At 61.1% G+C, this 17,069-nt stretch carries 15 protein-coding genes; 5 read left to right on the top strand and 10 right to left on the bottom strand.

All coding sequences use genetic code 11. From position 1 onward, the window contains the following. The first annotated feature begins 102 nt into the window (after positions 1 to 102). The gene (locus PMI25_RS09640; protein WP_007964461.1) at positions 103 to 1,479 is read left to right on the top strand and encodes a multicopper oxidase family protein; all 1,377 of its coding nucleotides are present in this window, start codon (positions 103 to 105) and stop codon (positions 1,477 to 1,479) included. Beyond that, on the top strand, positions 1,479 to 1,976 hold the full coding sequence (tadA, locus tag PMI25_RS09635; protein ID WP_007964463.1) for a tRNA adenosine(34) deaminase TadA: 498 nt from the start codon (positions 1,479 to 1,481) through the stop codon (positions 1,974 to 1,976). Before PMI25_RS09640 ends, tadA begins: the two co-directional genes overlap by 1 nt. Before the next feature lie 134 nt (positions 1,977 to 2,110). Here the strand turns inward: tadA and cmoB are convergent, their stop codons facing one another. The 8 genes from cmoB to PMI25_RS09595 form a co-directional block, all read right to left on the bottom strand. Continuing rightward, on the bottom strand, positions 2,111 to 3,067 hold the full coding sequence (gene cmoB / locus PMI25_RS09630; protein WP_007964465.1) for a tRNA 5-methoxyuridine(34)/uridine 5-oxyacetic acid(34) synthase CmoB: 957 nt from the start codon (positions 3,065 to 3,067) through the stop codon (positions 2,111 to 2,113). Next, positions 3,064 to 3,771, bottom strand: a complete 708-nt coding sequence (gene cmoA / locus PMI25_RS09625; RefSeq protein WP_219737930.1) for a carboxy-S-adenosyl-L-methionine synthase CmoA — start codon at positions 3,769 to 3,771, stop codon at positions 3,064 to 3,066. Before cmoA ends, cmoB begins: the two co-directional genes overlap by 4 nt. 279 nt (positions 3,772 to 4,050) lie before the next feature. After that, positions 4,051 to 4,686 (bottom strand): lysoplasmalogenase, encoded by a 636-nt coding sequence (locus PMI25_RS09620; RefSeq protein ID WP_007964467.1) that lies wholly within the window; start codon positions 4,684 to 4,686, stop codon positions 4,051 to 4,053. Positions 4,687 to 4,688: 2 nt separating this feature from the next. Beyond that, positions 4,689 to 5,081: a protease inhibitor I42 family protein gene (locus tag PMI25_RS09615; protein ID WP_007964468.1), complete on the bottom strand. Its 393-nt coding sequence runs from the start codon at positions 5,079 to 5,081 to the stop codon at positions 4,689 to 4,691. 214 nt (positions 5,082 to 5,295) lie between these two features. Beyond that, positions 5,296 to 7,713, bottom strand: coding sequence for an endopeptidase La (gene lon / locus PMI25_RS09610; protein ID WP_007964469.1), 2,418 nt, complete (start codon positions 7,711 to 7,713; stop codon positions 5,296 to 5,298). Between the two features lie 754 nt (positions 7,714 to 8,467). After that, positions 8,468 to 8,833, bottom strand: coding sequence for a DUF6124 family protein (locus PMI25_RS09605; RefSeq protein ID WP_007964470.1), 366 nt, complete (start codon positions 8,831 to 8,833; stop codon positions 8,468 to 8,470). 507 nt (positions 8,834 to 9,340) lie between these two features. Further along, positions 9,341 to 11,752 (bottom strand): glucose/quinate/shikimate family membrane-bound PQQ-dependent dehydrogenase, encoded by a 2,412-nt coding sequence (locus tag PMI25_RS09600; protein ID WP_007964471.1) that lies wholly within the window; start codon positions 11,750 to 11,752, stop codon positions 9,341 to 9,343. 218 nt (positions 11,753 to 11,970) lie between these two features. Continuing rightward, positions 11,971 to 13,332, bottom strand: coding sequence for a carbohydrate porin (locus tag PMI25_RS09595; RefSeq protein ID WP_007964472.1), 1,362 nt, complete (start codon positions 13,330 to 13,332; stop codon positions 11,971 to 11,973). A gap of 300 nt (positions 13,333 to 13,632) precedes the next feature. Between PMI25_RS09595 and PMI25_RS09590 the strand changes: the two genes are divergently transcribed. Beyond that, entirely contained in the window at positions 13,633 to 13,863 is a 231-nt protein-coding gene (locus PMI25_RS09590) for a VF530 family DNA-binding protein (RefSeq protein WP_003227831.1), read from the top strand. A gap of 1 nt (position 13,864) precedes the next feature. After that, the gene (locus PMI25_RS09585; RefSeq protein WP_007964474.1) at positions 13,865 to 14,503 is read left to right on the top strand and encodes a Pr6Pr family membrane protein; all 639 of its coding nucleotides are present in this window, start codon (positions 13,865 to 13,867) and stop codon (positions 14,501 to 14,503) included. Positions 14,504 to 14,689: 186 nt separating this feature from the next. On the opposite strand, the gene PMI25_RS09580 is transcribed toward PMI25_RS09585, so the two are convergent. Then, entirely contained in the window at positions 14,690 to 15,478 is a 789-nt protein-coding gene (locus tag PMI25_RS09580) for a siderophore-interacting protein (protein ID WP_007964475.1), read from the bottom strand. Further along, positions 15,475 to 16,056 carry a PadR family transcriptional regulator gene (locus PMI25_RS09575; RefSeq protein WP_007964478.1) on the bottom strand — a complete coding sequence of 194 codons (582 nt, stop codon included), beginning with the start codon at positions 16,054 to 16,056 and terminating at the stop codon, positions 15,475 to 15,477. Before PMI25_RS09575 ends, PMI25_RS09580 begins: the two co-directional genes overlap by 4 nt. 516 nt (positions 16,057 to 16,572) lie before the next feature. Here PMI25_RS09575 and PMI25_RS09570 point away from each other — a divergent pair. Further along, positions 16,573 to 17,049 carry a CS1 type fimbrial major subunit gene (locus PMI25_RS09570; RefSeq protein WP_177325706.1) on the top strand — a complete coding sequence of 159 codons (477 nt, stop codon included), beginning with the start codon at positions 16,573 to 16,575 and terminating at the stop codon, positions 17,047 to 17,049. The last annotated feature ends 20 nt before the right edge of the window (positions 17,050 to 17,069 follow it).

The raw sequence follows: 17,069 nt of genomic DNA, 5'->3' as shown, positions 1-17,069 counted from the left end.
TCCATCCGCCGCGCTGCCCTTACTGTTTCGCAATTGCAGGTGTATCGTATTTGCCTTTTGCGGGCCCGGTGCCCGAAGCAGATACGTGAGGTAGTTGAGTTCATGTCCTTTACCCGTCGCCAAATCCTCGGTGGCCTGGCCGGTCTTGTTGTCGTTGGTATGGGGGCGGGCGGCGCGTCGCGCTACTGGCTGGGCAAGATGGCCGATGCTGACGCGGGCCACGACTACGAGCTGATCGCGGCGCCACTGGACGTCGAGCTGGTGCCGGGGCACAAGACCGAGGCCTGGGCGTTCGGCCCATCGGCGCCGGGCACCGAACTGCGTGTGCGTCAGGGCGAGTGGCTGCGAGTGCGCTTCATCAACCATCTGCCGGTGGCGACCACGATTCACTGGCACGGCATCCGCCTGCCGCTGGAGATGGACGGCGTGCCGTACGTCTCGCAATTGCCGGTGCTGCCCGGTGAATACTTCGATTACAAATTCCGCGTGCCGGACGCCGGCAGCTACTGGTATCACCCGCATGTCAGCAGCAGCGAAGAGCTGGGACGCGGACTGGTTGGGCCGCTGATCGTCGAAGAGCGCGAACCCACTGGTTTCAAGTACGAAAAGACCCTGAGCCTGAAGAACTGGCACATCGACGAGCAAGGCAATTTCGTCGAGTTCAGCATTCCTCGCGAAGCGGCGCGTGGCGGCACGGCGGGGCGGCTGTCGACCATCAACGGCGTGCCATCGCCGGTGATCGAATTGCCGGCGGGGCAGATCACCCGTGTGCGTTTGCTCAACCTCGACAACACCCTGACGTATCGCATCAACATCCCCGGTGTCGAAGCGCAGATCTATGCGTTGGACGGCAACCCGGTCGAGCCGCGCCCTTTGGGCAAGGAATACTGGCTGGGGCCGGGCATGCGCATCTGTCTGGCGATCAAGGCGCCGCCGGCCGGTGAAGAGTTGTCGCTGCGCAACGGCCCGGTGCGTCTGGGGACTCTGCGCTCGGTGGCCAATAACGATGCACCGACCGAGTGGCCGAAAGCCTTGCCCGCCAACCCGGTGGCCGAGCCGGATCTGGCGAATGCCGAGAAACTCAACTTCAATTTCGAATGGGTCGGTTCGGTGTCGGTCAACGTCGACAACGGCAAACCGCCGAGCCTGTGGCAGATCAACGGCAAGGCCTGGGACATCACCGACAAGACCTGCGCCGATCGGCCGATTGCCAGTCTGAAGCTGGGCCAGAGCTACATCTTCGAACTGAAAAACATGACCCAGTACCAGCACCCGATCCACCTGCACGGCATGAGTTTCAAGGTGATTGCGTCGAACCGGCACAAGATCACGCCGTACTTCACCGACACGTATCTGCTGGGCAAGAACGAGCGTGCACAAGTGGCGCTGGTGGCGGATAACCCGGGGGTATGGATGTTCCATTGCCACGTGATCGACCACATGGAAACCGGCCTGATGGCCGCCATCGAGGTGAAGTGATGCGCCAGATTCGCCCCGCCGCGATCATCGACCGCAGTCGTGACCGCGATTTCATGCGCGAAGCCCTGGCCCTTGCCGAGCAGGGCGCGGCGCTGGGCGAAGTGCCCGTCGGCGCGGTGCTGGTGCAGGACGGCGCGATTGTTGGTCGCGGCTTCAACTGCCCGATCACCACCAGTGACCCGAGTGCTCACGCGGAAATGGTCGCGATCCGCGCTGCTGCCCAGGCCGTAAACAACTATCGCCTGCCGGGCAGCACGCTGTACGTGACGCTGGAACCGTGCAGCATGTGCGCCGGGCTGATCGTGCATTCGCGGATCGCCCGTGTGGTGTATGGTGCGCTGGAGCCGAAGGCCGGGATTGTGCAGAGTCAGGGACAGTTCTTTACCCAGGGCTTTTTGAATCACCGGGTGTTGTATGAGGGGGGAGTGCTGGCCGAAGAGTGTGGCGCGGTGCTGACCGAATTCTTCAGGGCGCGGCGTGCGAAACCGGCAGACTGAAGAACGACATCAAACCCTGTGGGAGCTGGCTTGCCAGCGATGGCGTCGGCACATCAAGCATTGATGTCGACTGATCCACCGTTATCGCTGGCAAGCCAGCTCCCACAGTTTTTTGCAGTGTCTGGAAGGGATCGTTACTTCTTCGCGACGATGACCGCCCGCATTGGCGCCGGCAGACCTTCGATGGTTTTGCTGTGGTCTTCGGGGTCGAGGAAGTCGCTCAACGATTGATACTTCATCCACTCGGTACCACGCTGTTCTTCAACGGTGGTGGTGCTGACGTCCACACACTTCACATCGGTGAACCCGGCGCGGCGCAGCCATAATTCCAGCGCCGGTACCGACGGCAGGAACCACACGTTGCGCATCTGCGCGTAGCGATCTTCCGGCACCAGCACCTGATGCTTGTCGCCTTCGACCACCAGCGTTTCCAGCACCAGTTCGCCGCCCTTGACCAGGCAATCCTTCAGCGCCAGCAAATGCTCGATCGGCGAACGCCGGTGGTAGAACACACCCATCGAAAACACTGTGTCGAAGCCTTCCAGGTTCGGCGGCAGGTCTTCGAACGGGAACGGCAGGTGCCAGGCATTCGGCTCGGACAGATAACGCTGCACGGCCTGGAACTGGCAGAAAAACAGCCAGTTCGGATCGACGCCGATCACGCTGTCGGCACCGGCGCCGAGCATGCGCCACATGTAGTAACCGTTGCCGCAACCGACATCGAGGATGCGTTTGCCTTTCAGATCCAGATGCGGGGCCACCCGTGACCACTTCCAGTCCGAGCGCCATTCGGTGTCGACGTGCACGCCGAACAGGTCGAACGGCCCTTTGCGCCACGGCGACAGGCCCATCAGCGCGGTGCGCATTTGCGCGCGGGTTTCGTCGTCGCAGTCGGTATCGAGTTTCAAACCGTTGAGCAGATCGACTTCGCTCGGCTGGACCTTCGGTAGCGCGTCCAGCGCACTCTGCCAGCGCTCCAGATCGCCGTGACCTTTCTCCATTTTCTTGTCGAGTTGCACTTGCAGGGTGTTGGCCCAATCGGCCAGCGGGGTGCCGGCCAGACGGCGGGCGAGGGGGGACAGATCAATCATGGCAAGGCAATCAACGAGGCAAAGTTAAGACACTGGAACCACGGCACGACTTTCGAGAACCCGGCGGCCAGCAGGCGTTCGCGGTGTTCTTCGAGGCTGTCGGGCTTCATGACGTTTTCGATGGCGCTGCGCTTCTGGGCGATTTCCAGTTCGCTGTAGCCGTTGGCGCGTTTGAACGCGACGTGTAGATCAGTGAGCAGCGCGTGTTCTTCGGCATCGTTGAAGCGCAGCTTCTCCGACAGAATCAGCGCGCCGCCGGGCAGCAGCGACTGGCGGATACGCGAGAGCAACGCAGTGCGCTGCTCGGGGGCGATGAATTGCAGGGTGAAGTTCAGCGCCACCACCGAGGCCGGTTTGAACTCGAGCGCGAGAATGTCGCCTTCGATCACTTCGACCGGCAGTAACTCCTGGAACATCGAATCCTGACCGTTGAGGTACTCGCGGCAGCGTTCGACCATCGCCGCCGAGTTATCCACCGCGATCACCCGGCAACCGTCGGTGCGCACGTGACGGCGCAAGGCCTGAGTCACGGCGCCGAGCGAAGCACCGAGGTCGTACAGCACGCTGTTCGGTTGTGCGAACTGCGCCGCCAGCACGCCGAGGTTTTCGACGATGGTCGGATAACCCGGCACCGAACGCTTGATCATGTCCGGGAACACCCGCACCACGTCCTCGTTGAAGGCGAAGTCAGGCACTTGGGCCATCGGCTGGGCGAAAATGCGATCGGGTTCTTTGCTCACGGCGGTTCCGGCGGTGTCGATGAAAAGGCCGGCATTTTAGCCAAAGTGGCGCGGGGATGCTTGGGTTGTCTGATAAAGCGCCGCAAGCAAGCCTTAAGCACACACCTGTGGCGAGGGAGCTTGCTCCCGCTCGGCTGCGCAGCAGTCGCAAAACCTGATTACCGGATATACCTGCAGTATCTCGTGTGGCGATTTTGGGGTCGCTTCGCAACCCAGCGGGAGCAAGCTCCCTCGCCACAGGGGTTAGTGGGGTTTTTTGGAGAACGCGGAGGCCGTGATCCCCCACTGTCCGAGCCAGTAACTGAGGATGATCACGTACGGCGCGGCGTGAAACGGCGACACAAAGCGGTCGATGCCAATCACACTGTCGGAGAACACGAACGCCAGCGCACCCGCCGCCGCCAGCAACGCCGAGCGCTTGGTCACGTCGGTGCCGAGGCGAGCGAGGGCGCGCCAGAGCATCGCGCTGATCGCCGTGCCATAGACCACCACCGGCACCAGCAACGGCCCCAGGCCACTGGAAATCAAAATCCCCAGCAGCACCGCGCCGACGCCGAGCGCGAGCACCAGCGGCAACAGCGCCAGCCGTTTGCAATCGCTGAGATAAGCCTTGAGGTACGCCAGATGCGCGACCAGAAACGCACCGAGGCCAAACACAAACAAATCACCCGGCCACGCCAGCAACACATCACCGAGCACAGAGAAAATCAGCCCCAGGCTGATCCAGCGGCGATAGTCGCTGGGTGGCGCATCGTGCAACCAGCCAAGCAGGGCCAACACCGGTAGCGGTTTGACCAGCAGGCACAGCAGCGCCGCATGGGTGCTCACGCCATAGAGAAAGGTCACCGCGCCCATCAGCGCCAGAATCAGCCAGCCCACGATCAGTTCACCGAAATGGCGCAGTCGAAGGTTTCTGCCGGTTCAACTTCCGGTTCCCAAGGCTGCTGCGAGGTCAGGCGCAGGCGGCCGGTGCCGGTGGCGAAAGCCTGAAAGCGCCAGGTGGAGAAACCGCCCGCGCCGACCATGCCGGAATCTTTCGGACTGCTGTAAACCTCAGGGCTGAGGGCATGCAGCACGCCGCCGGCGGAGTCTTGAATTGCCCAGCGATAGCCCGTGGTCGGGTTGCTCGGCAGCATCACGATCAGGTTTTGTCCGTTGGTCAACTGCACCGGGCATTCGCTCTGGTTTTCCACGGTCACGTTCTGTTTTGGCTGCGTGGCGCAGGCGGCCAGCAAAGAGAGGGCGAGAGGGACAAACAGGCGAGTGGCGGACATAGGCTCAGTGGCTCCGGCGTTGACGACGAACGGCGAGCATAACTGAAGATGAGACAAAGTGTGACAGTCAGGAGTGGAGGTGTCTGGACGGACGCCTTCGCGAGCAAGCTCGCTCCCACAGTGGCCGGCAGTGTCCACAAATCCTGTGTCCACCCTAAACCCTGTGGGAGCGAGCTTGCTCGGGAAAGCGGTATATCAGGGCACTACATGATAATCAGAACAGCACCTTCGCCACATCCGCAAAGCGCTTGGCAAAGTGCACGGTAATGCCTTCCTTCAGATAATCCGGCAGTTCCTCAAAGTTGCCACGGTTCGGCTCCGGCAGGATCAGTTCGAAGATCTTCTGCCGCCGCGCCGCGATTACCTTCTCGCGCACCCCGCCGATCGGCAGTACATGCCCGGTCAGGGTCAGTTCGCCGGTCATTGCCACGCCTTTTTTCGGCGGCTGGTTGCGGGCGAGCGAGAGCAGGGCGCTGGCCATGGTCACGCCGGCGCTCGGGCCGTCTTTCGGTGTCGCGCCTTCCGGCACGTGCAGGTGAACGAAGGCTTCGTCGAAGAATTTCGCATCGCCGCCAAACTGTTTCAGGTGCGAGCTGACGTAGCTGTAGGCGATCTCCGCCGACTCTTTCATTACATCGCCCAGTTGTCCGGTGAGTTTGAAACCACGGTTGAGCGTGTGAATTCGCGTGGCTTCGATCGGCAGGGTCGCGCCGCCCATGCTGGTCCAGGCCAGACCGGTGATCACACCGGTGCCTGACAGCACTTGTTCATTGCGGAACACTGGATGGCCCAGCGAGGCTTCGAGGTCTTTCGGGCCGAGCTTGATCACCGCTTTCGGGTCGTCGATCAGCTTCATCACCGCTTTGCGCACCAGTTTGCCCATCTGTTTTTCCAGCTGGCGCACCCCGGCTTCACGGGCGTAACCGTCGATCAACGCCTTGAGCGCGCTGTCGCTGATGCTCAGGCTGCCTTTGGACACGCCGGCCTTTTCCAGCAGTTTTGGCCACAGGTGACGCTTGGCGATGGCTACCTTTTCTTCGGTGATGTAGCCCGACAGGCGAATCACTTCCATCCGGTCCAGCAACGGCCCGGGAATCGAATCCAGGGTGTTGGCGGTGCACACGAACAGGACTTTCGACAGGTCCATGCGCAGGTCGAGATAGTGGTCGAGGAATTCGACGTTCTGTTCCGGGTCGAGGGTTTCCAGCAGCGCCGAGGCCGGGTCGCCCTGGTAGCTCTGGCCCATCTTGTCGATCTCGTCGAGCATGATCACCGGGTTCATCACTTCGACGTCTTTCAGCGCCTGGACGAGTTTGCCCGGCTGCGCGCCGATGTAGGTGCGGCGGTGGCCCTTGATCTCGGCTTCGTCGCGCATGCCACCGAGGCTGAAGCGGTAGAACGGGCGGCCGAGGGATTCGGCGATGGATTTGCCGACGCTGGTTTTACCCACGCCCGGCGGGCCGACCAGCAGCACGATCGAACCGCTGATTTCGCCTTTGTAGGCACCGACCGCGAGGAATTCGAGGATGCGATCCTTGATGTCGTCGAGGCCGGCGTGGTGTTTGTCGAGCACTTTGCGTGCGTGCTTGAGGTCGAGTTTGTCCTCGCCGTACACGCCCCACGGCACCGAAGTCGCCCAGTCGAGGTAGTTGCGGGTGACCGCGTACTCGGGCGAGCCAGTCTCGAGGATCGACAGTTTGTTCATTTCCTCTTCGAGGCGTTTCTGCACCTGCGCCGGCAGGACTTTGCCTTCCAGACGCTGTTCGAACTGTTCGAGGTCGGCGCTGCGGTCGTCCTTGGTCAGGCCGAGTTCCTGCTGGATGACCTTGAGTTGTTCCTTGAGGAAGAACTCGCGCTGGTGTTCACCGATCTTGCGGTTGACCTCGGCAGAGATCTCTTTTTGCAGGCGCGCGACTTCGACTTCCTTGCGCAGCATCGGCAGGACTTTTTCCATGCGTTTGAGCATCGGCACGCAGTCGAGCACTTCCTGCAGTTCGGGGCCGGTGGCGGAGGTCAGGGCGGCGGCGAAGTCGGTCAGCGGCGACGGATCGTTGGGGCTGAAGCGGTTGAGGTAGTTCTTCAGCTCTTCGCTGTACAGCGGGTTGAGCGGCAGCAGTTCCTTGATCGCGTTGATCAGCGCCATGCCGTAGGCCTTGACCTCGTCGGTCGGCTCGGTCGGCTGATGCGGGTATTCGACTTCCACCAGGTACGGTGGACGGTGGTGTTTTAGCCAGGTCTTGATGCGCACGCGGCTCAGGCCTTGGGCGACAAATTGCAGTTTGCCGTTTTCGCGGCTGGCGTGGTGTACCTTCACCAGAGTGCCGTATTCCGGCAGGGCTTTGGTGTTGAAGTGGCGCGGGTCTTCCTGGGGCGTGTCCATGAAGAACAGGGCCAGGGAGTGGTGTTCGGATTTGCTGACCAGATCGAGGGTTTCGGCCCAGGGTTCTTCGTTGACGATGACCGGCAGCACTTGGGCCGGGAAGAACGGGCGGTTGTGGATCGGGATGACGTAGACCTTGTCCGGCAGGTTCTGGCCGGGCAGGGCGAGGCCTTTGCCGGTGGAATGGTGTTCGATGTGGTCAGCTTCGGTGTAGTCGTCGGGGTTGTCGGGGAATTCTTGCTGGTCGCTCATTGGGGCACCTGCGCAATGGGGTATGGGTCTTAGATGGGGCAGGCTTTGGGTGGTTTCAATGGGGGGCGGTGTTTCTGCTTGGGTGTTCAGGGTTTTGACAGGCGTCACGCTTTGGACTTGGCGGCCTTTGGGCCGACCATGTTCATGGGGTTTGGGTGTATATCCGTTCTTTTGGGTATTGCGGCTGGCGGTTTCGCCCTTACGGCGAGTCACCTTTTCCAGACGCCGAAAAGGTAACCGAAAAGGCTTGCTCCTGCGTTCGGCCCGCTCGCTGGGGCTCGGGGTTCCTTCGCTCCGGGACTGATCCGTGGGGCAGCGCCTCCGGTTTGCTTCGCTGCACCTCCTCTCGCTGTGTTTGGCTGCGCCAAACGGTCGCTGCGCTCCCACCCCCGGATCAATCCCTCCGCTCAGCCTTCCGACGTCGCCCGTGGATCAAGATCAAGAGCGGTACTCGAGCTTGCGCTCATTGTTTTGAGTGGGGCGGCTGCGCCGCATGGGGCATGCACAAATCAGAGCTGTGGGAGCTGGCTTGCCGGCGATGGCGGCCTGACAGCCGGCCAATCTCCAACTGACCACACCCATTCCAACTGTAGGAGTGAGCCTGCTCGCGATGGCGGCCTACGAGCCGACCCATCTCCACCTGACTCACCCAATTCCACTGTGGGAGCGGGCTTGCTCGCGAAAGCGGTGTGTCAGTCACCGAAAGTGTTGGATGTGCTGACGCTTTCGCGAGCAAGCCCGCGCCCACTATGGCTCAGCTGTGTGCCGCAGATTGGGTGATTTCCACATTATCCAGCACTCGGTTCACCGCCAGTTCGGCCAGCATGATGATCTGCTGAATGGCCAGTATCGTCCGGCGCTGCGGGATGTCGATGTACGCAGCGATGTCGCTGGTCATGAGGCTGGCTTGGGCCAGTGATTCGCAGGCGTGAGCCAGCAGGCTTTCGTTGTCCATGTCGGGGGCAACCTGGAACATGCTGCTGGGTTTGTGGAATCTCACCGCGGCAGCAGAGGGTTTCAGGTAGTGATCCAGCGCACGCTCGGCGGCGTCGTGGAGTTTTTTTGAGTCGAGGGATTCGTAGGGGGAGGTTTCGGGGGGATTCGGTGTGGGTTTGATCATGGTGAATGCTCAGTTGGTGAAGTGGAGCTACCTTCAATTGCCGCGACGCAATTTGAGGTGGCAGCTGTACGCGGGTTCGCGGACCGATAACTGAGGAATCGGCATACCCCCAAAGAAGGTATCCCGCGCACAGCCGCCATGACACAACCAACAGGCATCCGAGGTGCTGTCAGGTTGGCGATTATGCATCAGTTATCAGGCCGCGACGCCCGGCCGCTGAATTTGCAGCGACCACCAGAGCCTATCCAGCCGACTTCCGAGGCACAACCGCCGCATCCTGTCGGAAATCTCCCGCTCACAACGCGCTTCTGTAGGAGGAACACCTTCCTTTGTAGGAGTGAGCCTGCTCGCGATAGCGGTAAATCAGTCACCGAAAGTATTGACTGAAATACCGCTATCGCGAGCAGGCTCACTCCTACAGTGTTTGGGGTGAATTCAACATCGATGTGCAACAAAAAAGGCGATGCCCCTCACGGAACATCGCCTTTCCTTTACCGCCGCTGAGACTTATTCCGGCAGTTTGTACGCAATCACGTAGTCACCCATCTTGGTGCCCAGCGAGCCGTGACCGCCGACAACGAGCAGCACGTATTGCTTGCCGTCCTTGCCGGTGTAGGTCATCGGGGTCGCTTGGCCGCCTGCAGGCAGACGCGATTTCCACAGTTCTTTACCGGTGTTCACGTCGTAGGCGCGCAGGTACTGGTCGAGGGTGCCGCTGAGGAAGCCGACGCCGCCCGCAGTGACCATCGAGCCGCCCATGCTTGGTACGCCCAGGGTGAAGCCGATCGGGATTGGGGAGCTGTCGCGGCTGGTGCCGTTTTTGCGTTTCCACACGACTTTACCGGTGGTCAGGTCGATACCGGCAACGTAGCCCCAGGCCGGGGCCTGGCACGGTACGCCCAGTGGCGACATGAACGGGTGCATGATCACTGCGTATGGCGCGCCGGTGTTCGGTTGCACGCCAGCGGTTTCGCTCTCGCGTTTGCTGCCGGCGGCGACTTTCTCGCGTGGCACCATTTTCGAGACGAAGGCCATGTAGTTCGGGCTGGTGAACAGCATCTGGCGAACCGGATCGACCGAGACGCCGCCCCAGTTGAACACGCCGACGTTACCCGGGTAGATCAGGCTGCCCTGTTCCGACGGAGGCGTGTATTGGCCTTCGTAGCGCAGTTCCTTGAACTGGATGCGGCACAGCATCTGGTCGAACGGGCTGGCGCCCCACATGGCTTTTTCGGTCAGTTCCGGGGCCAGCAGGTTGAGGTCCGAACGGGCCTGGGTCGGTGCGGTGTGGTCGCCTTTCACGGCGCCTTGCGGAACCGGGATTTCCTTGATCGGGATGATCGGCGTGCCGTCACGACGGTCGAGGACGTACAGGCTGCCCTGTTTGGTCGGGGCGATCAGCGCCGGTTTCACGCCGTCGGCGGTTTTCATGTCGAGCAGGGTTGGCTGGCTGCCAACGTCCATGTCCCACAGGTCGTGGTGGGTGAACTGGTAGTTCCAGCGCACTTTACCGGTGGCCAGGTCGAGGGCGACGATGCCGGCGCTGAATTTCTCGGCGCCTGGGGTGCGGTCAGCGCCCCACTGGTCTGGAGTCTGGTTGCCCAGCGGCAGGTAAACCATGCCGAGTTTTTCGTCGACGCTGGCCAGCGACCACATGTTGGCCGAGTTGCGGCTGTAGGTTTCGCCCGGGGCCAATGGCTCGGTGGCGTCCGGCTTGTCGCTGTCCCAGTTCCATACGAGGTGGCCGTCGCGCACGTCGAAGGCGCGGATCACGCCCGATGGCTCGTTGGTCGATTCGTTGTCGGTGACGTGACCGCCCATGATCACCAGATCACGGGTAATCGCCGCCGGCGAGGTGGAGTAGTAGCCACCGGCGGTGAACGGGCCGATACCTTGGGTCAGGTCGACCACGCCGTTTTTGCCGAAGCCTTCGCAGATCTTGCCGGTGTCGGCGTTCAGGGCGATCAGACGGGCATCGGCGGTTGGCAGGTACAGGCGACGCGGGCAGGCCTGGGCAACGGCTTTGCCGGCTTCGGAGATGACGGCGGACGCAGCGTTCTCAGACTTGGCGTAAGCGGCTTCGTCGTAGTACGACACGCCACGGCAGGTCATGTGGGCAAAGCCCTTGAAGCCCACCGGGCTCTTGATCTGCGGGTCGAAGCGCCACAGTTCCTTGCCGGTGTCCGGGTCCAGCGCCAGCACTTTGCTGTGCGCGGTGCAGGCATAGAGCATGCCGTTGGCTTTGAGCGGGGTGTTTTCGTTGGTCAGCTCGACCGGGTCATCTGCGGTTGGCAGGTCGCCGGTCTGGATGCGCCAGGCTTCTTGCAGCTTGCCGACGTTGGCCGGAGTGATCTGTTTCAGCGGCGAGTAGCGGTCACCGAATTCGGTGCGGCCATAGGCCTGCCAGTCGCCTTCAGGCATTTGCGGCGCGGTGCTGGTCATGTCCGCGGTGTCGCGGCCCAGTTCGCCAAAGGTTTCGCCCGGGTGGGTGAACAGGCTGGCCAGGGCAGTGACGCCGGCCAGCACCACGGCCACACTCAGACCACCGGTGCCCATCGGCGCCGGGCCTGCGAGCAGCAGCGGACGACGGAACCACGGCAGCAACATCACGATGCCGAGAACGAACCACAGCGCCAGACGCGGCACCAGTTGCCACCAGTCCAGACCGACTTCCCACAAGGCCCAGACCGTGCTGGCGAACAGCACGATGGCGTACAGGCCCAGCGCCGCACGACGACGCAGCAGCAACAGAATGCCGCTCAGCGCAATGCCGATACCGGCCAGCAGGTAGTACAGCGAGCCGCCGAGCATGCTCAGCTTGACTCCCCCGGCCAACATGGCCAGGCCCATCAGTAGAAGCAGAATGCCGAGCAGGCTCGGTAGCAGACGGCCCCGACTCGAAGCACTTTCGGTGCTCATAGTGTGATTCTCCGTGACGTTTATTTAGTCCCGCGCTTTAGTCACTCTAGATGACGATTGGGCGCGGGTATGGTTCAGATAAAAACTTGTCTAGCTAACGAATTTCTTCTGTAGGAGTGAGCCTGCTCGCGATAGCGGTGTTTCAGTCACTGGTAATGTCGCTTGAAACACCGCTATCGCGAGCAGGCTCACTCCTACAATGGATTTGCGTCAGTCGTTTAGAACGACGACTGGATCTTGATCCCCGCGATCAGCGCGTCATCGACGTCGTTGACGCCACCGGGATGGCGGATGTATTGCAGGTTCGGGCGCACGGTCAGCCAGTTGGCGAGGTGCACGCCGTAATACAGTTCGGCGCTGTATTCGGTGTCCTGCGGTGGCAGGAATGACGGATCGTCGTAGTCGTAGACCGCCTGCGCCTGATTGCTCGCTTCGGCGTTCTTGCGAAAGGCCGGGTTGACGTGGACGCGGGCCAGGGCGAAACCGATGTCGTCTTTGGCGCGGGCATCGAACGGGCCTTTGTAGACCACGCCGGCCTGTACGTAGTTGTCGATGGCGTTGGTTTTCTTGTCGTGCATCGTCGCGTTGGCAAACACGCTCAAGCCGCGCGAGTGGTCGCTGGCGAGGCTGGTGACTTGCTGCTGCGCACCGAACCACACGCCGTGTTTGCTCGACGCGCTGCGGTAGGCTTCGCCGCTCAGCGCGGCAGGCTGGCCGTTCTGGTCTTTATAGACGTCGGAGGCCTTGGCGCTGCTGTAGTAGTAACCGGCGCGGTACTCGCCCGGCAGGCCGTTGAGTTTTGGTGTCCACACCAGCTCCACCGGCAGCACCGCGCCCTGGGTGCCACTGCCACTGAGTTTGAAACCGTTGCCGCGATCGAGGTTCGACGGGTTCTGCTCGTAGGCGCCGACCTGCGCGTACAGCTCTGGGGTCAGGTGATATTTGACCCGCAGCGCCCACTGGCTGACCGGCCAGTTGTACCAGATGCCGCCGACCCAGTTGCCGACTTGCGAGCCGCAGAACGCCAGGTTCTGGAAGTCGCAGGGGAAGCTGTTGAAGTCTTCGCCTTCACCGAAGCGGCCGACCTTGATGTCGAGCTTCTGGTCGAAGAATTTCTGCTGGTACCACATCTGCGTCAGGCGTGTGGTCTGGCCACGGCCCCAGACTTCCTGGGCCGAGGTGAAGCCGCCCACGCGGGGATCGTTGATCCGGTCGTTGCTGATGTTGTTGCCGCTGCGCTTGGTGATGGTCAGTTGAAATTCGGCATCGTCCCAGCCAAGGATTTTTTGCAGGTCCAGGTGCGTGCCCAGGCCGAACTGGTCGCTGTAGCGCGCGGTGCGATCGTGGTCATAGCCGCCGTGCAGGTTGCTGCCCATCTCGCCGGTGTAGTCCAGTTTGAAGTCGTAGCCTTTTTCCGCCAGTTCAGTTCGAGTGCCGTTCCAGTCACCGAGCATCCACGGTGAGTCGCTGTCGAAGGCGGGAGTCGCCTGGGCGTAGGTGGCGAAGCCGAGCGCGGTGCAGCCGCCGATCAGGCGCAGGACTGAGATAGCGCTGTCTCGGGAGAAGGAAAAATCGGGCATGGGTCAGTCTTTTTTTGGTGTTTTACGGGGGTAAACCGAGCGCTTCAATTTGACGCAGGCAGTGAAGCGATTCAGCTGAAGGGCGGCAGGATAATGATCTGTAACAAAAAGACAAAGGGGTTTTGTGGACATGCAGCTTTTCTGATTCGGTAACAGTGCGGCAAACGGGCGCATTGTGGCGATGGCCGCAGGCTGCGATCTTCTGCGGTTGGCCTACATTTGATGCAAGGCCTTCCACCTGACCGGCCCCTCGGCTAAGGTGCGCGGCTTGTGCATTTTCCCTCCGTCCAAAGGCCTGGCATGAACGACCACACTCCCGATCCGCTGCATGGCGTAACCCTCGAACAGATCCTCAATGCGCTGGTGGCGCATTACGAGTGGTCGGGGTTGGCCGAGCGCATCGATATCCGCTGCTTCAAGAGCGACCCGAGCATCAAGTCGAGCCTGACCTTCCTGCGCAAAACCCCGTGGGCGCGGGAGAAGGTCGAGCGCTTGTACGTGAAACTGATGCGCACCAAGCGTCCGCTCTGAGATGAACGCCGTTGCCCGGCGACGCCTGCTCACACTCATCGCCACCCTCGGCTGGGCCGGGCTGAGCATTCAGCTGTACCTGATTTTCCTTGCGCGACTGAGTGTCGATGCCAGCCTGTTGGGCGGGCTGGTGAGCTTTTTCAGTTACTTCACGGTACTCACCAACACCCTGGTGGCGACCGTGCTGACCTGCGCTGCCACCCGGCGTGAATCCGCTGCGCAGCGCTGGTTTCTCCAGCCGTGGGTCAGCAGCGGGATTGCGGTCAGCATTGCGGTGGTCGGTCTGGCTTACAGCATTCTGCTGCGGCATTTGTGGCACCCGCAGGGCTGGCAGTTTGTTGCCGACGAATTGCTCCACGACGTGATGCCGCTGATGTTTCTCGGCTATTGGTGGTGCTGCGTGCCTAAAGGGACGTTGCGCCTGTGGCACCTGCCGCTGTGGCTGATCTATCCGCTCGTGTACTTCGTTTACGCCTTGCTGCGCGGGCATCTGCTTGGCGCGTATGCGTACCCGTTCATTGATGTGGCGCTGCTCGGTTATGCACAGGTGTTCATCAATGCCGGAGGGATATTGGTGGGGTTTGTGGTGATTGGGTTGCTGGTGATCGGGATCGACCGTTGGCGTGGGGCTGAAAAATAGGGCGTAACCCTGTGGCGAGGGGATTTATCCCCGATGGGCTGCGAAGCAGCCCTGAAATCTGCAATCGCGATTTACCTGAAACAACTCATTGAATGTTTTGGGGCTGCTTCGCAGCCCATCGGGGATAAATCCCCTCACCACATGTAATCAGCACCACAGGTAATCATCAGTCACAGGGGATCGGTGTCATTCTTCTTCGGATGTGCCCTCAGCCCGCCAGTAACCGACGGCCTTGATGAGCTGTTCATCCAGCCCATGCTCATCAATCAGCACCCGGCGGATCTGCCGCGAGACCTTGGTCTCGGTCGCCACCCATGCATACAGATTGCCCTTGGGCACCTGCAACTGTTTGACGGTGGTCAGCAGGTTGTCCTTGCCGCCCTCGCGCAGTACCCAGATCACGTTGACCTGCGCCGCACTGTCCAGCACTTGTTGTTCGGCACCGTTTTCCACTTCGATCACCACCAGTGCTCTGCGATTGGCCGCCAGACCTTCGAGACGGCGGGCGATGGCGGGCAGGGCGGTTTCGTCGCCGATCAGCAGGTAGCTGTCGAAGATATCCGGCACGATCATCGAACCGCGTGGCCCACCGATGTGCAGAAATTGCCCGGGCTTCGCCTGTTCGGCCCAGGTCGAGGCAGGGCCGTCGCCGTGCAGGACGAAGTCGATGTCCAACTCGAGTGTGTCCAGGTCATAACGGCGCGGGGTGTAGTCGCGCATCTCGGGCAGCGGGCCGTTGTCCTTGCCGGCACCGAGCACCAGGGTTTCCAGCGCTGCAGCCTGTTCGGCGTTCTGCGGGAACAGCAATTTCACGTGATCGTCGGTGCCCAGGCTGATGAAGCCCGCCAGCTGCGGCCCGCCGAGGGTGATGCGGCGCATGCGCGGGGTCAGGTCGACCACGCGCAGCACTTCGAGCTTGCGGCGTTTGATTTCGTGCATCACGCGGTGAATGGTTTGGGTATCGACTGCAGTCATTCGGCTTTCTCCTGGGCAGTTTGAACGGCAGGGCCGTCGACGATGGCTTTGGCGGTGTCGTTAAGCAGGTCACGCACACGCAGGATTTCTTCCGGGCTCCAGCGCCCGTGGTGCATTTGCAAAGCGTGGCGCAGGTTGTGCACCGCCTCGTGGATTTCCGGCGGCCGGTCATGGCCGCGCAACGAACGTTTGCTGACGTCAATGCGCATGCGCACGCCGTCCAGTGCGACCGCTTGCTCACTCAAAGACAAACGACCGGCATCCGTCACGCTGTAGCGTTTTTTGCCGGCCTCGGCGTCGCCGCTGATCAGGTCGCTTTCTTCAAGGAAGGTCAGGGTCGGGTAGATCACGCCGGGGCTTGGGCTGTAGGCGCCGTCGAACATGCCTTCGATCTGGCGGATCAGGTCATAGCCGTGGCACGGCTGCTCGGCGATCAGCGCCAGCAGCAACAATTTCAGATCACCGGGGGCGAAGACTCGTGGGCCGCGTCCGCCGCGTTCACGGCCTGGGCGTTTTTCGAAGCCGTCACGGCCGTCGCCGTGTTCGCGGTGATGATGGGGGGAATGATGGTCTCTCATTGGCCTGCTCTCTCGTCGTGTTTAGATACAACTTAAGATATATCTTTACGCGCTGGCAAGGTGTCCTGACCAACGGTGCACACCTGACCGATCGAATCGGCGCTCGCAAAAAACCGGAAAACGATCAAGAAATCGCAGTATTAAATCTCCCGGCAAAGGCGCAGATTAGTGCTTGTTCTCTAATATTCCGTTTCGCCCTTTATTTCCGGGAAAGTGTGGTACATGTCTTACGGAAGTTGCGGCGAAGTTGTGGCGCGTACAGTCACTCTGCTGGCGCCCTGTAGCCTGTATCTGACAGTTGCACAGGAACTTTCCTGAATTTAACGGTTTTTTCTTTCTCATCTAATGGCGTCCAGGCTACAAGCTCGCAGGACGTTGCCTGCTTACTTTGAAGATAAATTGGTTGAACATTCTTCGGCGTTGAAAGTTAACGGTGAGCACTGACTGCTCGTGACTGTTCAGCTCGCCTTGACTGCTCGACGACTCAACTAATTTATATAAGACAGGTATTCAATGATGCTCAAGAAACTCGCCCTTGCCGCCCCTCTGACTGTCCTGGCCATGAGCGCCTCGATGGCGTTTGCCGCCACTGAAGCCAAGCACTCCATCAGTATCGTGGCGCACGTACCGGCTGACGACTTCTATGCGGTGCCGGTGGATGCCGATCTGGTCAACAAGGATCAGGACATGAGCTTTAACCCGGGCACCAATTCGATGCGCGAAGTCAACGGGCACTTCGATGTGCTGCACACTGCCGGCAAGGTTCATGCACGTCTGGAAGGCGTGCCGAAGCTGATTGGCGGCAACAACACCATCGACCTGAAAGTCGAACTCAACGGCAGGACACTGACCACCACCTCGCAGGAAGTGGTCGGCGATACCGAGTCCAATACGCGTTATCGCGCACCCTTCAAGATCAGCGCCACCGGTGCCAAACCGGCCGCTGGCGACTACACCGGTGTGGTCATGCTGGTCGTCGAACCTTCGGTCTGAGTCATAACGGCAATACCTGA

Origin of the sequence: Pseudomonas sp. GM30 (genome assembly GCF_000282275.2) — a bacterium.
In the GTDB taxonomy this organism is placed as follows: Bacteria; Pseudomonadota; Gammaproteobacteria; order Pseudomonadales; family Pseudomonadaceae; genus Aquipseudomonas.
The sequence above is the reverse complement of the archived record's forward strand: the minus strand, read 5'-3'. Positions and strand labels throughout refer to the sequence as shown.